This is a genomic window from Kineosporia succinea (assembly GCF_030811555.1).
Classification (GTDB): Bacteria; Actinomycetota; Actinomycetes; order Actinomycetales; family Kineosporiaceae; genus Kineosporia; species Kineosporia succinea.
In genome coordinates, this window is the sequence record NZ_JAUSQZ010000001.1 from 2,212,859 (window position 1) to 2,228,488 (window position 15,630).

Consider the following 15,630-nt stretch of genomic DNA (forward strand, 5'->3'; position numbering starts at 1 on the left):
CGAAATCACCTCGTCGTGACGCCGAACACATCGCCCGTAGAACGCCTACGTTAAGCGGCTGGTTTCCGCCGTGGGGCCGAACGGGTGGATCAACCGTTCCAGCGGTCGATCACCGGGGTCCCGCGGTCCCAGCCGAGCACGCTCAGGGTGGACGTGTGCAGGGCCAGGTGCGCCGCGAGATGCGGTTCCTGCCCGATCCAGCGCGAGGCCAGCACCCGCAGGAAGTGGGCGTGGGCCACCACGACCGCCCGGTCGGGGGCCTGCGCCCGCACCCGTGCGATCACCGCGTCGGCCCGGGCCGCCACCTGCTCGACCGTCTCCCCGCCCGGCACCGGCGAGGTCCAGATCGACCAGCCCGGCACCTTCTCCTGGATCTGGGCGGTGGTGATGCCCTCGTAGTCGCCGTAGTCCCACTCCAGGGCGTCGGGCTCGGCCTTGGGGTCGAGGCCGGCCAGCTCGGCGGTGCGCCAGGCGCGCTGCAGCGGACTGGCCAGCTGGAGGTCGAAGTGCACCCCGGCCAGGCGCGGGGCGAGGGCCGAGGCCCCCTCCTCACCCTCGGGCAGCAGGGGGATGTCGGAACGGCCGGTGTGGCGTCGGTCGCGGGCCCACTCGGTGAGGCCGTGACGGATCAGCCAGAGCTCAGGTTCGTACGAGGTCACCGGCTGATCTTCACACGGGGGCGAGAACCGTTCCCACGATCTGGCCCACCTGGCCCAGCCGCCACAGCTCGGAGCGGTGGAAGTCGAGATCGGCCGAGCGCACCAGCACCAGGCCGAGAGCGCCGGAGCCGATCGGCACCAGCGCGGTGCCGCTGAACGGGCCGGGGGCGCCCGGGGCGGTCATCCGCACCGTGGCCAGGCGCAGCGGCGAGGTCAGGACGACGTGCTCGGGGCCCGGGCTGGCGGCGCTGACGGTGAGCACGCCGGAGAGGGTGGCGGTGTCGGCGGCGTACTCGACGAGGGCGGCCCAGTCGGCGCCGAACGCGTGCGGGGCCCCGTCGACCAGGGTCTGCAGACCGCGCTCGGGACGGGAGAGCACCTGGTCGATCAGCTCGAGGTCGGCGTGGCCGGTGACCGGCGGGGCGTGGTGCTGCAGGCCGGTGACGGTGACCCCGGCCAGCGCGCCGATCGCGGCGGCGACCCGGTCGAGGTGGGGCACGTCCCGCACGCGCACGAACACGTCGTCGAGGGCGCGGCCGGACTCGCTCTCCAGCACGTCGATCTCGGCGATGTCGGCGCCCACCGAGCCGATGGCCGAGGTGACGCGGCCCAGGGTGCCGGGGCGGTCCGGGATGCTGAAGCGAACGCGAGCGAGCAAGCCGGACCTCCGGGGGCGATGGGACGAACAGGATTCCACACCGTTGTCACGCGCACACGACGTGTACGTCACGGTGAGCGCAGAAGCCCCAGGCATCCCAGAATGTGGCAATGGACGCGCACCGATCCGACGAGACCGTCGACGAACGCGCGGACCGGAACTTCGGTGATCTTCTGCAGGAACTCCGGGTGACCCAGACCGGGGTGCAGATCCTGTTCGCCTTCCTGCTCACGCTGCCGCTGCAGAGCCGGTTCGAGACGCTGGACACCTGGGACCGGGGGGTCTATGTCTGCGCGCTGATGCTGTCGGCGCTGGCCACGGTGTGCCTGATCGCCCCGGTCGCCTACCACCGGGCGATGTTCGCCCGCCGCAAGAAGCCGCAGGTCGTGGCGGTCGCGTCGCGTTTCGCGGTGGGCGGGCTGTTCTTCCTGGCCCTGGCCATCTGCTGCGCGGTGGACCTGGTGCTCGACCTGGTGCTGGGCCGCGGTATCGCCCTGGCGGCGTCGTGCGGACTGGCCCTGGTGCTGCTCGTCGCGTGGGCGATCTTCCCGCTCGCGCAGCGCACCGGTGAGCCCTGGGGTGACGGCGATGAGAAGACTGTCGCCCGGGACCACTAAGCTACTGCTGAAGATACAAATGCGCGTGCAGTCGGCTTGAGGTCGGCATGGAGGAGGTCACCGTGACGGGGCCGGACGAGGTCCATGCCCTCGATCGCTCGAGCCCGATGCCGCTCTGGGCGCAGCTCCAGCAGGAGCTGACCAGAAGGCTTCAGGCCGGAGCGTTCGACCAGGAGTTCCCGGGCGAGCTCGAGCTGGTCGAGGCCTATGCGGTCTCCCGCTACACCGTGCGCGAGGCGTTGCGGCGTCTGCGTGAGTCCCGCCTGATCGACTCGGCCAAGGGCCGGGGTTCGTGGGTGCGGCGCGGTGGCGACACCAATCCGCCGCTGGGCAGCCTGTACTCGCTGTTCCGCGAGGTCGACGCGCAGGGCATCCTGCAGCGCAGCATCGTGATCGCCCAGGAGATCGTGACCTGGGCGGCCGCCGCCGAGGAGCTCGGTCTCGAACCCGGCACGCCGCTCTTCCACCTCGAGCGCATGCGTCTGGCCGACGAGCTGCCGATGGCTCACGACCGGGTCTGGATCCCGGCCGAGATCGCCAGCCCGCTGCTCGAGGTCGACTTCACCGTGTCCGGTCTGTACGACGAACTGGCCGCGCGCTGCGGGGTCTCCATGGCCGGCGGGCGCGAGCGCATCGGGGCGATCATGCCCACCCAGCGCGACCGCGATCTGCTCGCGGTGCCGCCCGACGTGGCCTGCTTCCAGATCGAGCGGGTCAGCACGGTGCAGCAGCGCCGCATGGAATACCGCCACACCGTGGTGCGGGCCGACCGTTACTCGGTGCTGGCCGAGTGGTCGCCGCAGGGGTACACGGTTGCCGCCGAGCCGCTCGACGGGCCGCCGAAGGCGTCCTCCGAGGCCTGAGACCGTCACCTCCGGGTCGTGGCGGGCAACGGCTCTGCGTCCTGTTCTCGGGTCGTGGTGCGCGATGGTGGACGCTCCGGGCGTCCTCGCGTCATGCGTCCCCTTTTGTTCTGTGGAGGTTTTCGATGCCCCTCGCCTACACGTTCTGGCACCGGCCGCAGGCCGGGATCTCGCCCGAGGGCTACGAGCGTGACCTCGCGCTCTTCCACGAGCGCCTGGCCATGCTCGGCACCGGCCAGATCCCCGGCTACCTGGGCTCGTACACGCTGCGGGTGCCGTCCGTGCCCTGGCGCAGCGGCGACGGTTACGAAGACTGGTACCTCGTCGACGACTGGTCGGCGCTCGGGGTGCTGGCCGAGGCCGCCGTCGACACCTCGCGGCTGGAACGGCACGACGCACTGGCCGGAGCGGTGCTCGACGGCACCGGTGGGGTCTACGGCCTGAGGTTCGGCACGGCCCCGGCGCTCGAGGGGGCGTGGGTGGGCTGGGGCACCAAGCGACCGGGCGTGAGCTACGCGGAACTGTTCTCCGACCTGGCCTCCCGGGTGGAGACCGGCTCGCTGCGGGCGGTCTGGCAGCGTCAGCTGGTGCTGGGCCCGGCACCGGAGTTCCGGCTCGAGGGGCCCGAGCCGGTCATGGTGCCGGGCCTGGACCTGACGTTCGCCACCGTCGTCACTCCGGCTTCGTGACCAGCCAGCCGTAGGGGGCGGCCAGCTCGTCGGCGGCCTCCGGCCCCATGCTGCCCGGCTCGTAGGGCAGCGGCTCGGGCTTGTCGCCGAGCACCGGGTTCACCACGCGCCAGGCGTTTTCCAGACCGGCGCTACCGGTGAAGAGCGAACGGTCGCCGGTGAGCACGTCGTAGAGCAGGGCCACGTAGGGCGGCAGCGGGTCTGCGTCGTCCACGCTGTCGAGCTCGAGGGTCTGGCGCACCTTCGCCAGCTCGATCCCCTCCCCCGGCTTCTTCAGCACGAAATCGGCCTCCAGTTCACCGGATCCGGCCAGCGACAGGCTGATCGCGCTGTTCTGGGCCGGCAGTGGGCCTTCGACGGGCTTCAGGATGAGACTGACCCGCTGCTCGCTGACCCCCAGCTTCTTGCCGGTGCGCAGCAGGAACGGCACGTCCCGCCAGCGGTCGGTGTCGATCCACAGGCGCACGGCGCAGAACGTGTCGGTCCGCGAGTCGTCGGCGATGCCCTCGATGTCGCGGTAGCCGTCGAACTGGCCGAGCACCACGTCCTGGGCGGCGAGAGGGCGGAACGCCGCGATCACGGATTCCCTTGCGAACTGCAGGTCTTCGGCACCCAGGCTGACCGGCGGCTCCATCGCGACCTCGGCCGCGACCTGCATCAGGTGCGTCACCACCATGTCCATCATCGCGCCGGTGGCATCGTAGAACCCGGCCCGGTTGGCCACGTCGAGCGTTTCCGGCACATCGATCTGCACGGCCGCGACGTGCTCCCGGTTCCAGATGCCGGCGAACGTCTGGTTGGCGAACCGCATCACGTGCAGGTTCTGCGTGGCCTCCTTGCCGAGGAAGTGGTCGATGCGGAAGACCTGCTCCTCGTCGAGGGTTTCGTGCACCACGGCGTCGAGCCGGTGGAAACCCTCGGGGGAGGTGCCGTAGGGCTTCTCGAACACCACGCGGGCACGGTCGGTGAGGCCGTGCTGCTTCAGGGCTTTCGCGGTCTGCTCGAAGGCGACCGGCGGAATGGCCAGGTAGTGAACGAAGTTCGGATCGGTCTCGTCGTCGAGCTCGTCCTCGACGTCGCGGATCACGTCGAGCAGGCTGCCGGGGCCGTTCTCGTCGAAACCCCCGCCCGCGAACAACAGGTTCTTCGCGAACGCGTCCCACTCGGCGTCGTCCACGTCGTCGCCCAGGGCGGCCCGCACGTCTTTGCGGAAGTCTTCGTGGGCCACGTCGCCGCGCCCGTTGCCGATGAGCCTCCAGACCGGCGGCAGCAGTTGCTTGCGGGCCAGCTGGTAGAAGGCCGGCAGCACCATCCGGGCGGCGAGATCGCCGGTGGCGCCGAACAGCACGAAGATCGTCGGGGGCTGCGGGGTATCGGGCACGGACCGATCTTCACCCCGAACCGCCCGGGCCGCATTCTTAACCTGCCTGACCCCTGCCGGGCGACCGGGCCGGATAGCGTCACCCCGCTCCGACCAGTTTCAGCAGACAGGTACGAACGCTCCATGGCAACAGAACAGATCGAGACCGCGGCCGACGGACGGGTGAACGCGGGCCGGGCCCGGGACCGGGCGGCGGTGGCCCTGGCCTTCGTCAGCGGGGCGACCGACGCGACCGGTCTTCTCGCCCTCGGCGGCACCTTCACCAGCGTCATGACCGGCAACCTGGTGCTGTTCGGGTCGGGGCTGGCGCAGTCCGACCGCGACCTCTACCTGCACGCCGCGGCGGCCATCGCGGCGTTCGTGATCGGCGCGGCCGTCGGCACCCGGGTGGCGGGCACCTCCACGTCCACCGATCCGGTCTGGCCGGTGGCCGTGAACCGGGCGCTGCTGGTCGAGTTCGTGGTCTTCGCGGTCTATGCCGGGTTCTACTGGGGCACGGGCAACCACCCGGTGGGCACCCTGATGGCGGTGCTGCTGGCCCTGAACGCCTTCGCCCTGGGCATGCAGAGCAGCGCGATCCAGCGGTTCGGGGTGTCCGGGCTGTCGACGACCTACATGACCGGCACATTGACCACACTGGTGATCCGGCTGGCCTCGGGCAAGCCGCTGCGCGACGTCGCGCACAGCGGCACGCTGCTGATCTCGCTGGTGGTCGGGGCCGCGGCGGCCGCGGCGGCGTTGCGCTGGGCCGAGGGCCTGGTGCCCGCGATACAGCTGCTCGGCGTCGGGTTCGCGCTCGGGCTGGGTATGTGGAGCACGCGACGGCACGGTCAGGCGCCCCGATGACGGCACGGTCAAGAACCCCGATGCCAGCACGGGCGAGCACCCGATGACGCGCGGTCAGACACCCCGCTGACCTCGGTCGGGCCCCCGATAGCCTGGTGACCATGGCCGACTTCAAGCTGACCCCACGGGCGCGCGTCTGGATCGCGGTCTGGCTCACCGGCCTGCTCGTGCTCGTGCTCGTGGCAGTGCTCGCCGAGGTGAACGACACCGTGATCAGCGGGGCCCTGGGCGCCTGGTGCGGCATCGCGATCGCCGCGGTGATGGTGCAGCGTGAGCGGGCCAAGAAGCAGCCGCCGACCAAGCTGGCGCGCGAGCGCTACGGCAAGAGGTAATCCGATCGTAACGGCGGGGCCCCGGCCCGGCCGTTAGATTGTGCGGCATGACCAAGGCACAGCGGTTCCAGCTCATCGCCTGGTCCGTCTTCGGGTTCCTCGGCCTGGTGCGGGCGGTGTACGCCGTCACGACCGGCTACGAGTTCGGCATCCTGCTCGGCGTGCTGTGGTGCGCGTTCGGGGCCTACAAGGCCTGGCAGATCGCCAAGCTCATCGACGAGCAGGCCCTGGCCGGCGGCCCGCAGCGCAAGCAGCCCGACCGTCCCCGCAAGAGCCGTTAACCCTCCCGGGCGACCTGCTCGCGCAGGTCGACCACCACGTCCCCCATCGGTGCCCTGATCGCCGAGAACACCTCGGGCAGGTCGGACGTGACGCCGTCGACGCCCATCTCGACCAGCTCGACCGCGCGTTGCGGGTCGTTCACGGTCCAGGCCATCACCCGGCCGAGCTGCTGCAGGCGCTCGAGCGTGCCCGGGGTGAGCAGCGGGTGCCGAACCGTGGTGGCGTAGGTGGACTTGCCGTCGTCGAGCAGACCGCGCAGGGCCCAGGGGTGGGCCACGCTGCGCCAGGTGCGGAAACCCTCGCGCTCCAGCTCTTCCAGTGAACGCCAGTTCTTGCTGCTGACGTAGCAGCGCGACGGGTCGAGGCCCAGCGTGAGCACCTTGCGCACCAGCCGGAAGGCCTCGGTCCCCCGGTCGCACTTCAGGTCGAGCATGATCTCGACCTGCTTCGGGAGCAGGTCGACGACGGCTTCCACGGGCGGGCCCAGCGGGTGCCGGGAGAGCGACAGGCGCAGGCCGTCGTGGCGGAACCAGGGCAGGGTGACGAGGAACGGGATGTCGTGCGAGATCACGATCTCGTCGTCGGCGGCCAGCATGACGTCGACCTCGAACACGTTCGCACCGGATGACACCAGGGCCTCGCAACTGCCCCGGTCGGCCGGTGTGCGGTGGGCGATCATCAGGTGATTCGGCACATCTCGATTATCAGCGACTTCCTACCGAAGGGTCAGGGCGCATGCGGGTTACCAGTACCCAAAGGTTGTCGGTATGAGAGCTTGACTGCCGCACCCCGGGCGCCGAAACCCTCGACATGCTCCTTCCCCTGCGCCGCGACCGGCCCGCGCGGCCGGAACAGGTGCGCAGGTACACCCGCGCGGCGGTCTGTGCCCTGCTGGTCCTGATCGTCCTGATGACGGCGAGCGTGATGCTCAAGCGGGCCGCCGAGCGCGGGGCGCGGGCGCAGCGTGACCTGGCGGCGGTCAACAGCGACCTGAACGCACAGGACGCGGTGGTCTGGCGGGCGGTCAGCAGCCGGATGGACGACGTCACGGCACTGGTCTGGCTCAACGAGAGCCGGGGCGGCACCCTGAGCCGGATCACGGGGACGAGTGCGCCCGGGTTGTCCGGGGACGAACGGGCCGGCCTGCTGCGGGACTACGAGGCCTACGCCCGCGCAGTGGATCGCGAGCTCCAGATGCGCAACAGCAACGAGGGGCTGTCGGCCGACGCGTACAGCCGGAACACGGTCGAGCCGGCCTTCGAGACGGTCACCCGGACGGTGCGGACGATCGCCGGCGAGGTGGACCGGGACGCGTACCGGATGCGGGTCGCGGCGTACGTGGCGCTGATCGCGACCTTCGGGACGGCGGCGCTGATGATCATGCTGCTGGCGGGTGGACGCCGGCTGGGCCGGGTGCTCGAGGAGGCCCGGAACCGGGCGATCGAGCGGTACCGGACGCTCGCCGGGGAGTCGTCGGTGATGGTCGTGGTGATGCGGCGCGACGGCCTGGCCACCTTCCTGAGCCCCGCGGCGGAGCGGATGCTGCAGCTGCCGCCCTCCGACGGCGAACTGCCCGAGGGCAGCGACGTGCTGCTCACCCGGGTGCACCCGGCCGACCGGAACCTGCTGATGACGAGCCTGGCCAGTGTGCGCCCGGACTCCGGGGCGCTGCAGACCGACCTGCGCCTGCGGGCCGGGACGGACGAGACCGGCGAGGAGGACGAGGAAGGGCTCTGGCGCACCTACGAGGTGTCGTTCCGCGACCACACCGGCCGGACCGGCGTCGACGGGATCCTGCTGACCGGCCACGACATCACCCGCCAGCGGGAACTGCAGAACGAGATCCAGCGGCGCACGCTGCACGACGACCTGACCGGGCTGCCCAACCGCGCGCTGCTCACGGACCGGATCCAGCAGGCGCTGAGGGACGGCAGCCGGCACGGCATGCCGATCGGGCTGCTGATCATCGACCTGGACCGGTTCAAGGAGATCAACGACACCCTCGGCCATCACTACGGCGACGAGCTGCTGGTGCTGGTCGGGCAGGCGCTGCAGCGGGCGCTGCGCGGCGTGGACACCGTGGCCCGGCTCGGCGGCGACGAGTTCGCCGTGCTGCTGCCGCAGGTCAGCGACCTGAACGGGGCCTGCGCGGTGGCCTGGAAACTGCATGACGCGCTGGAGGACTCGTTCGTGGTCGAGGGCGTCGAGCTCGACGTGGAGGCCAGCATCGGGGTGGCGGTGTCGTCGCTGACCGAGGACGACTCGGCGGCCGGCCTGCTGCAGCGGGCCGACGTGGCGATGTACGTGGCCAAGGGACGCAGCGTCGGGGTGGTCGGTTACGACCCGCGCGACGACGTGAACACGATCGAGCGCCTGGCCCTGCTCGGCGATCTGCGCCGGGCGCTCAGCAACGACGAGCTGTACCTGGTCTATCAGCCCAAGATCTCGCTCGTGGACGGGCATCTCGGCTCGGTCGAGGCCCTGCTGCGCTGGCAGCACCCCGAACGGGGCCTGGTGCCCCCGGACGCCTTCATCCCGCTGGCCGAGAACACCGGCCTGATCGGGGCTCTCACCCGGCACGTGCTGGACACCGCCCTGGCCCAGGGCCGGGCCTGGCTGGACGCCGGGGTGCCGTTGCGCATCGCGGTGAACACCTCGGCGCGCAACCTGCACGACGACGAGTTCGACCGCACGGTGCGCTCTTTGCTGGTCAAGCACGGCGTCGAGCCCTCGATGCTGATCCTGGAGGTCACCGAGAGCGCACTGATGGCCGACCCCGTGCGGGCCCGTCAGCTGCTGCAACGCCTGGCCGCGCAGGGTATCTCGATCTCGATCGACGACTTCGGGGCGGGCTACACGAGCATCAAGCAGCTGCGGTCGCTGCCGATCCACGAGCTGAAGGTGGACCGGTCGTTCGTGCAGGCGATGGAGCAGGACCCGGGCGAGGAACTGATCGTGCGCAGCGTGATCGAACTGGGCCGCAACCTGGGCCTGACGACGGTGGCCGAGGGCGTCGAGACCCCCGAGGCCCTGGTCAAACTCGCCTCGTTCGGGTGCGACACGGCGCAGGGTTACGTGCTGGCCAAGCCGATGCCGGCGACGGAGTTCGACCGCTGGCGGGCGCAATGGCGGGGCCTGGCCGCGGTGACGGCGTCTACCTGATCGCGCTCAGGGCCTGGTCGAGAATCTCGGCCAGCGGCCGGGGATCGGCCGAGGCGGCCCAGGCTCGCAGAGCGGCGTCCAGACACCCCAGGGCGGCGGCAACCAGGGCGAGGGACGCGGGGTCGGACGGGTCGTCCGGCTCACCTCCCAGCCGGCGGGCCAGCTCCGGGCCGAGCACGGCGTGCCACTCGGACAGCTTGTTCTGCTGCTGATGCGCCGCCAGCACCGGGGTGGCCGTGAGGAGCCGGTGCAGACTCAGGCGGCGTTCCGACCCGTCGTCGTACTGCTCGATCGCCGGTTTCATGGCCTGGCGCAGGGCGTTCCAGGCCGATTCGTCGTCGGGTCGCTCCTTCAGCGCCACCAGCACCCGATCCACCGTGTTGGTGCCCTGGGAGAGCAGCACGTCTTCTTTGGTGGGGAAGTAGCGAAAGAACGTGCTGCGCGAGATCCCGGCGACCTCGCAGATGTCGTCGACGGTGGTCTCCTCGTAGCCGCGATCGACGAACAGGTCGAACGCCATCTGCGAGACCTGCGCCTTCATCGCCCTGCGGGCCAGCTCCCGGGCACCGGGACGTTTCTCCACCACGCCGTTCATGATACTAGTATCCACATCTGACACTGAGTCTCACGAACGGAACCAAGTCTCATGAAACTCGCCAGGACGATCGTCATCACCGGAGCCAGCGACGGGGTGGGCGCCGCGGCGGCCCGCGAGCTCAGCCGGCAAGGACACCAGTTGGTCCTGGTCGGAAGGTCGCCGGAGAAAACGGACCGGGTGGCCGACGAACTCGGCGCCGAACGTCACGTGGCCGACTTCAGCGACCTCGGCGCGGTGCGCGACCTCGCGGCCACTCTCCTGGACCGGCACGACCGCATCGATGTGCTGGCGAACAACGCCGGAGGCGTCTTCGGCAACGACCGGGTGATGACCCGCGACGGCCACGAGCTCACGTTCCAGGTGAACTACCTGGCCCCGTTCCTGCTGACCCACCTGTTGCTCGACCGGCTGGTCTCCTCGCGGGCCACCGTCGTGAACACCTCCAGCTCGGGCAACCGCCTGGGCCGGGTCGACCTCGAGAACCTCTCCGGGGAAAAGCGTTTCAGCGGGACGGCGGCCTACTCGAACGCCAAGCTGATGCAGATCCTGCACGCCCGCGAACTCGACCGCCGCTACGGCGCGGCCGGTCTACGCGCGGCCGGCCTGAACCCGGGCAACATCCGCTCCAACTTCGCCCAGCAGCCGGGCTCCGCCCTGGCCTGGGTCGCGCAGAACCGGCTGATCCGCCGGTTCCTGCTGAAAACCCCGGAGCAGGGCGCCGACACGCTGGTCTTCCTCGCCGCCGGGGCCTCGGAGTTCCCCAGCGGCGAGTACTTCGTGAAACGAAAGGTGACGCGGACCAACAAGCAGGCCTACGACGCCGAGCTGTGCCGGCGACTCTGGGAGCGATCGGAACAGCTGGTGACGCCGGCTGCGGGCTGACCGGTTCGAGGCGGCTGAACGGATGGTGCCCGGTGAGCGAGACCAGTGCCGACCAGAACCAGTTCGCGAGGCACAACTGACAGGCGCCCCAGGCGTCCGTCATTCACCGCCACCCGAAACCTCAGGCCGGCAGCGGACTCACCGCCGCCGATGCCTCGACCACCAGCTTCGACACCGTGTCAGCCGGCCCCGGGCGCCCGAAGTGGTAGCCCTGGGCCATGGTGCACCCCAGGCGGCGCAGGGCCTGGAGCTGACTGTGCTCCTCGATACCCTCCGCGATCGTCTCCAGCTGCAGTGTGTGGCCGAGCTGCACGATGCTCTGCACCAGGCTGTCCTCGGCGTCCACCCCGGAGAGCCGGTCCACGAACGACCGGTCGATCTTCAGGATGTCCACCGGGAATCGGTGCAGGTAGGACAGTGACGAGTAGCCGGTGCCGAAGTCGTCGATCGCGACCCGCACCCCCATCGCCTTGAGCGACTTCAGCGTCGCCATCGTGCTGTCGGTGTCGTTCATCAGCACGCTCTCGGTCATCTCGAGCACGAGCTGATCGGCGGGCAGGCCACTTTCGGCCAGGGCCTCGCTCACCTCGTCGGCGAAGTCACGGCGCTGGAGCTGCTTGCCCGACACGTTCACGCCGATGCTGAGCGGCACCGACGGGGCCAGTCGGGCCCACTCGTTGCCCTGGAAACAGGCTTCCCGCAACACGAACCGGCCGATCTCGTGGATCAGGCCGGTCTGCTCGGCGATCGGGATGAACAGGTCGGGCCGCACCATGCCGCGTTCGGCGTGGGGCCAGCGCACCAGGGCCTCGACCCCGACCAGGTCGCCGGTCTCCAGCACGTAGGTCGGCTGGTAGTGCACCTGAAGATGATGGTCGGCGATGGCCTTGCGCAGCTCGGCCTCCAGCGCCAGGCGCTCCACCAGGCTGCTGTGCATGCTTGGGTCGTACAGGGCGGGCTCGCCGTCCTGCCGTTCCTTGGCCCGGTACATCGCCAGGTCGGCGTTGCGGATGAGCTGGTCGGCCGTCACCGAGCCGACCTCGGCGCTGGCGATGCCGATGCTGGCGCGGATGAACAGGTCCCGGCCGTCGATGACGATCGCGGCCTCCAGGCAGTCGCTGATCCGCGAGGCCACCGACAGGAACTCGCTGCTGGTCAGCGCACCTTCGACGAGGATGGCGAACTCGTCGCCGCCGAGCCGGGCGATGGTGTCACCGGGCCGCAGGCAGCTGGTCAGCCGGCGGGCCACGTCCACCAGCAGGGCGTCACCGGTCGCGTGGCCCAGGCTGTCGTTGACCTCCTTGAACCCGTCCAGGTCGAGGAACAGCACGCCCACGGTCTCCGGTCCCAGGACCCGGCGCCGCATGGCGTGGCGGACCCGGTCCATGAACAGCGCCCGGTTCGCCAACCCGGTCAGGGAATCGTGAAACGCCTGGTGCACCAACTCGTCCTCAAGCTGGCGACGCTCACTGATATCGCGTGAGTTGACCACGATGGCCCGCACCGCGGGATCGTCGAGGAGGTTGGTCACGGTGTTCTCGATGGTGACCCGGCGGCCGTCGGGGAACACGGCCAGGGCCTCGAGGGTGGCCGTGCCCAGCGGCTGTGCGGCGGTCGTGGCCAGGGCCTCGTTCATCTTCTGGGTCGACGCGTCATCGAGCCACTCACGAATGTTGCTGTCCAGCCAGATGTCCGGGCGTACCCCGAACACTCGCGCCACGGAATCACTCACATACAGGATGCGCCCCTCGCGGTCCACCATCATCACCACGTCGGAGCTGTTCTCGATCAGGGCCTGGAACCGCTTGTGGCTGACCTCGAGCTCCTGCGTGCGCTCGGTGACGCGGTGCTCCAGACCCGTTGCCAGAGTCTGGTTCTCCTGCATGCTGAAGAGCTGGCGCACCACCATGAGCAGGATCAGGCCGGCCTGGATCCAGCGGGTGGTCTCGTCGCGGATACCGGTGATCTCGGGAACGACCAGCGACACGGTGATCGCGACCACGATGAAGAAGTAGGGCAGCAGCAGCCCGATCTGGCGGGGAACCACCTCGCTCTCGGGCCCTCGGCGATGCTGCGGCATCACCGCTGCTATCAGCAGCAGGGTGTAGGCGGAGAGCCAGCCGGCATCGACGACGTGCCCCGACCGGTACTCGCCGATCAGCTCGAGATAGGCGAAGGCACAATCGGCCACCCCGAAAACCACCACGGCGGCGGCGATCGGCTCGACCGGCAGCACCGCTTTCAGCCCGTCCCCCCGGGTCCGCAGCACCAGGTACGTGGCCAGGGTGATCAGGGCGATGTCACCGGAGGGGTAGACGAGCAGCATCATCTTGTCGCCGAACCCGGTCTCGTTCAGCCGCACCGTCGGCCCGAGCACGCTCACCCATCCCACGAGCAGCACCGCCGCGCTGATCAGCAACCCGTCGACGACCGCCCGCGCCCGCGCCGCATTGTTCCGCTCGGGCATGGTCATCCGCAGCAGCCCGGCCACGAGAAGCGCCCCGGCGACCAGGAAGCCGACGTCGGCCAGCGAGAACGGGGGCGGCTCCCGGCGCAGCAGCACGTCGTACGCCGCAGCCGAGAACTCAGCGAAGCCCCAGGCCAGGGCGGTGCCGCCGAAACAGAGCCAGGTGATGCGGCTGCGGGTGTCGTCCTTGACCCGGATCGCCCGGACGCCGCAGGCCAGCCCGGCCAGTGTCGCGGTGCCGCTCAGGGCGACACCCGACAGCCAGGCCTGGGCCGACGGCGATCCCGGGCGAACGATGAAGGCCACGGTCACGGCGAGGCAACCGAGCACGGCAGAGACCACCAGGAAGGTGCGCAGGCCGGGTCGGATCATGCTCATACCCAACGTAGTCGACTCATCACTATGGGGTATTGATGGTCCGTTGGAGTAGCCCTGGGTGTTTGGACGCGTGGTGCGGCTCTCGTGGGGTTGGCCCGGTCGAGTGCCGATAGGGGTGAAACCCTTGGGTTACTGGTTCCGCCAGTCGGAGATCGACGTCAGCATGAATCCGGCACCTCCCGGGTCGGCGACGCCGGCCAGTCGCCCGAAGGGCGTGTCCTCGGGCTCCATGTTGATGCTGCCGCCGTGCTTGCGGATCAGCTCGACCGTCGCGTCGACGTCGTCGCAGCCCACGTAGAAGTGCCAGTTGGAGGGGACGCCCGGAGGCAGGAAGGTGGCGTCCATGACCCCGGCGACCTGCTGGCCGTCGGCGATCTGCATCGTGTAGCGGAACTCGTCGCTGTCACCGGTGACCTGGGTGTCCCAGCCGAAGACCTCGACGTAGAAGGCCACGGCCCGGTTGAACTCGGTGGCGTGCAGCTCGACCCAGAACGGGGCCCCGGCCTCGTTCCAGATCTGCGTGCCCTTGTGCAGCTTGGGCTCCCAGACACCGACGAACGCACCGGCCGGGTCCTGCACGAAGGCCATGTTGCCGATGCCGTTGACGTCCATCGACGGCATGATCACGGTGCCACCCGCCGCCCGGACCTTGTTGACCGTGGCCTCGGCGTCGTCGCTCTGCAGGTAGATGTTCCAGGCGTCGGGCATGGCCTCGTCGGGCTTGCGCATCAGCCCGGCCACGTCCTGCCCCTGGTGCCGGAACATCACGTAGTGCTCGAACTCCTTGCCGGTGACCTCGTAGGTCCAGCCGAAGACCGAGGCGTAGAACTCGCTCATCCGGTCCGGGTCGGAGCTGCTCAGGTCGAACCAGATCGGGGCGCCGGACGGGGCGATCTCACGGATGGGCATGACGGTTCTCCTCGGGCTCTCGGGCAAGGCGGCCACAGCGTAGTGTGATCACGCCCTCACGCTGCGGCTTTGACCTCAGGTGTTGCCGGACGTTTGACGCCGGTGCACCGGCCGTGAATGGTTGGGGCGGTGGAGCGGATCTGGCTGGACGTGCCCTTCGAGGAGAAAGACCAGGCGAAGAAGGCAGGCGCTCGCTGGGACGCCACCGCCAAGCGCTGGTACGCACCCCGCGCCGACAACGAAGATCTCCGACGATGGACGTCGAAGCCGCCCCTTCCCGAGCTGCTCCCCGGCGAGGACCGCACCCTCGGCCGCGGTCTCTTCATCGACATGGTGCCGAGCACCTGCTGGTTCACGAACGTGCGCTCGTGCGTGGCCCCGCGGGACTGGGAGCGGATCCGGCGCATGGTGACGGCCCGCGCCGGCCAGCGGTGCGAGACCTGCGGCGCCCCGGAGGACCGAGCCCGCCGCCGCTGGCTCGAGGTGCACGAGCGCTGGGCCTACGACGACAAGTCCCGCGTCCAGAAACTCGGCCGCCTGATCTGCCTGTGCACCGACTGCCACGCCACCACGCACTACGGCCTGGCCGGCATCCGCGGTCGCGCCGGCGAGGTCCGCGCGCATCTGCAGAAGGTGACCGGCCTGAGCGCGGCCGACGTGGGCATCCTGATCGAGGTGGCCACGGAGGACTACTACCGCCGCTCCAGCCACGCGTGGGAACTGGACCTCTCGATCCTCACCGACACCGGTGTCGAGGTGACCCCACCGCCCAGTGCGCAGGAACGTCCGTCCGCTGCCCGAGAGGGTCTGTACCGGGCCTCACACAAACGGTGGTGACGCGCGCTCCCGATCACGGCGCGACGATATAGCCTGTTTCGAGGCTTTCGACGGCGGACGAGGAGGCACC

Annotated in this window: 16 protein-coding genes; 9 read left to right on the forward strand and 7 right to left on the reverse strand. The window is 69.9% G+C overall.

Features of this window, described 5'->3' with window-relative positions:
- Window positions 1–89 precede the first annotated feature (89 nt).
- On the reverse strand, window positions 90–659 hold the full coding sequence (locus J2S57_RS09745; protein WP_307240749.1) for a histidine phosphatase family protein: 570 nt from the start codon (window positions 657–659) through the stop codon (window positions 90–92).
- A 10-nt stretch (window positions 660–669) separates the two neighbouring features.
- Window positions 670–1,317 carry an ACT domain-containing protein gene (locus tag J2S57_RS09750; RefSeq protein ID WP_307240751.1) on the reverse strand — a complete coding sequence of 216 codons (648 nt, stop codon included), beginning with the start codon at window positions 1,315–1,317 and terminating at the stop codon, window positions 670–672.
- Window positions 1,318–1,427: 110 nt separating this feature from the next.
- Between J2S57_RS09750 and J2S57_RS09755 the strand changes: the two genes are divergently transcribed.
- From J2S57_RS09755 to J2S57_RS09765, 3 genes are all read left to right on the forward strand, one after another.
- The gene (locus J2S57_RS09755; protein WP_307240753.1) at window positions 1,428–1,934 is read left to right on the forward strand and encodes a DUF6328 family protein; all 507 of its coding nucleotides are present in this window, start codon (window positions 1,428–1,430) and stop codon (window positions 1,932–1,934) included.
- A 47-nt stretch (window positions 1,935–1,981) separates the two neighbouring features.
- Complete coding sequence (locus J2S57_RS09760; RefSeq protein ID WP_307240755.1) at window positions 1,982–2,797, forward strand: GntR family transcriptional regulator; 816 nt, start codon at window positions 1,982–1,984, stop codon at window positions 2,795–2,797.
- A 125-nt stretch (window positions 2,798–2,922) separates the two neighbouring features.
- Window positions 2,923–3,486 (forward strand): hypothetical protein, encoded by a 564-nt coding sequence (locus J2S57_RS09765; protein WP_307240757.1) that lies wholly within the window; start codon window positions 2,923–2,925, stop codon window positions 3,484–3,486.
- Here the strand turns inward: J2S57_RS09765 and J2S57_RS09770 are convergent.
- On the reverse strand, window positions 3,470–4,867 hold the full coding sequence (locus J2S57_RS09770) for a glucose-6-phosphate dehydrogenase (RefSeq protein WP_307240759.1): 1,398 nt from the start codon (window positions 4,865–4,867) through the stop codon (window positions 3,470–3,472). The two genes, J2S57_RS09765 and J2S57_RS09770, sit on opposite strands and share 17 nt — an antisense overlap.
- Window positions 4,868–4,990: 123 nt before the next feature.
- Between J2S57_RS09770 and J2S57_RS09775 the strand changes: the two genes are divergently transcribed.
- The 3 genes from J2S57_RS09775 (at window position 4,991) to J2S57_RS09785 (ending at window position 6,326) form a co-directional block, all read left to right on the forward strand.
- Window positions 4,991–5,713 (forward strand): DUF1275 family protein, encoded by a 723-nt coding sequence (locus J2S57_RS09775; RefSeq protein ID WP_307240761.1) that lies wholly within the window; start codon window positions 4,991–4,993, stop codon window positions 5,711–5,713.
- Between the two features lie 101 nt (window positions 5,714–5,814).
- Window positions 5,815–6,045, forward strand: coding sequence for a hypothetical protein (locus J2S57_RS09780; protein WP_307240763.1), 231 nt, complete (start codon window positions 5,815–5,817; stop codon window positions 6,043–6,045).
- A 47-nt stretch (window positions 6,046–6,092) separates the two neighbouring features.
- Window positions 6,093–6,326 (forward strand): hypothetical protein, encoded by a 234-nt coding sequence (locus J2S57_RS09785; protein ID WP_307240765.1) that lies wholly within the window; start codon window positions 6,093–6,095, stop codon window positions 6,324–6,326.
- Here J2S57_RS09785 and J2S57_RS09790 read toward each other — a convergent pair.
- On the reverse strand, window positions 6,323–7,021 hold the full coding sequence (locus tag J2S57_RS09790; RefSeq protein WP_307240768.1) for a glycerophosphodiester phosphodiesterase: 699 nt from the start codon (window positions 7,019–7,021) through the stop codon (window positions 6,323–6,325). The two genes, J2S57_RS09785 and J2S57_RS09790, sit on opposite strands and share 4 nt — an antisense overlap.
- Window positions 7,022–7,137: 116 nt before the next feature.
- Here J2S57_RS09790 and J2S57_RS09795 point away from each other — a divergent pair, with 116 nt between their 5' ends.
- A complete protein-coding gene (locus J2S57_RS09795) occupies window positions 7,138–9,489 on the forward strand; it encodes a putative bifunctional diguanylate cyclase/phosphodiesterase (protein ID WP_307240769.1) in 2,352 nt (783 codons plus the stop codon).
- Here the strand turns inward: J2S57_RS09795 and J2S57_RS09800 are convergent.
- The gene (locus J2S57_RS09800) at window positions 9,482–10,084 is read right to left on the reverse strand and encodes a TetR family transcriptional regulator (RefSeq protein ID WP_307240771.1); all 603 of its coding nucleotides are present in this window, start codon (window positions 10,082–10,084) and stop codon (window positions 9,482–9,484) included. The two genes, J2S57_RS09795 and J2S57_RS09800, sit on opposite strands and share 8 nt — an antisense overlap.
- 51 nt (window positions 10,085–10,135) lie before the next feature.
- On the opposite strand from J2S57_RS09800, the gene J2S57_RS09805 reads away from it, so the two are divergent.
- On the forward strand, window positions 10,136–10,969 hold the full coding sequence (locus J2S57_RS09805; RefSeq protein WP_307240774.1) for an SDR family NAD(P)-dependent oxidoreductase: 834 nt from the start codon (window positions 10,136–10,138) through the stop codon (window positions 10,967–10,969).
- 121 nt (window positions 10,970–11,090) lie between these two features.
- Here J2S57_RS09805 and J2S57_RS09810 read toward each other — a convergent pair whose 3' ends face one another.
- Window positions 11,091–13,814, reverse strand: a complete 2,724-nt coding sequence (locus tag J2S57_RS09810) for a putative bifunctional diguanylate cyclase/phosphodiesterase (RefSeq protein WP_307240776.1) — start codon at window positions 13,812–13,814, stop codon at window positions 11,091–11,093.
- A gap of 129 nt (window positions 13,815–13,943) precedes the next feature.
- Entirely contained in the window at window positions 13,944–14,723 is a 780-nt protein-coding gene (locus tag J2S57_RS09815; RefSeq protein ID WP_307240778.1) for a VOC family protein, read from the reverse strand.
- Window positions 14,724–14,852: 129 nt separating this feature from the next.
- Between J2S57_RS09815 and J2S57_RS09820 the strand changes: the two genes are divergently transcribed.
- The gene (locus J2S57_RS09820) at window positions 14,853–15,560 is read left to right on the forward strand and encodes a DUF5710 domain-containing protein (protein ID WP_307240780.1); all 708 of its coding nucleotides are present in this window, start codon (window positions 14,853–14,855) and stop codon (window positions 15,558–15,560) included.
- The last annotated feature ends 70 nt before the right edge of the window (window positions 15,561–15,630 follow it).

Coding starts and splice junctions, on each gene's coding strand:
- J2S57_RS09805 (WP_307240774.1), top strand. CDS start 10,136: ATGAAACTCGCCAGGACGATCGTCATCACCGGAGCCAGCGACGGGGTG.
- J2S57_RS09780 (WP_307240763.1), top strand. CDS start 5,815: ATGGCCGACTTCAAGCTGACCCCACGGGCGCGCGTCTGGATCGCGGTC.
- J2S57_RS09755 (WP_307240753.1), top strand. CDS start 1,428: ATGGACGCGCACCGATCCGACGAGACCGTCGACGAACGCGCGGACCGG.
- J2S57_RS09810 (WP_307240776.1), bottom strand. CDS start 13,814: ATGAGCATGATCCGACCCGGCCTGCGCACCTTCCTGGTGGTCTCTGCC.
- J2S57_RS09800 (WP_307240771.1), bottom strand. CDS start 10,084: ATGAACGGCGTGGTGGAGAAACGTCCCGGTGCCCGGGAGCTGGCCCGC.
- J2S57_RS09785 (WP_307240765.1), top strand. CDS start 6,093: ATGACCAAGGCACAGCGGTTCCAGCTCATCGCCTGGTCCGTCTTCGGG.
- J2S57_RS09760 (WP_307240755.1), top strand. CDS start 1,982: ATGGAGGAGGTCACCGTGACGGGGCCGGACGAGGTCCATGCCCTCGAT.
- J2S57_RS09775 (WP_307240761.1), top strand. CDS start 4,991: ATGGCAACAGAACAGATCGAGACCGCGGCCGACGGACGGGTGAACGCG.
- J2S57_RS09765 (WP_307240757.1), top strand. CDS start 2,923: ATGCCCCTCGCCTACACGTTCTGGCACCGGCCGCAGGCCGGGATCTCG.
- J2S57_RS09815 (WP_307240778.1), bottom strand. CDS start 14,723: ATGCCCATCCGTGAGATCGCCCCGTCCGGCGCCCCGATCTGGTTCGAC.
- J2S57_RS09795 (WP_307240769.1), top strand. CDS start 7,138: ATGCTCCTTCCCCTGCGCCGCGACCGGCCCGCGCGGCCGGAACAGGTG.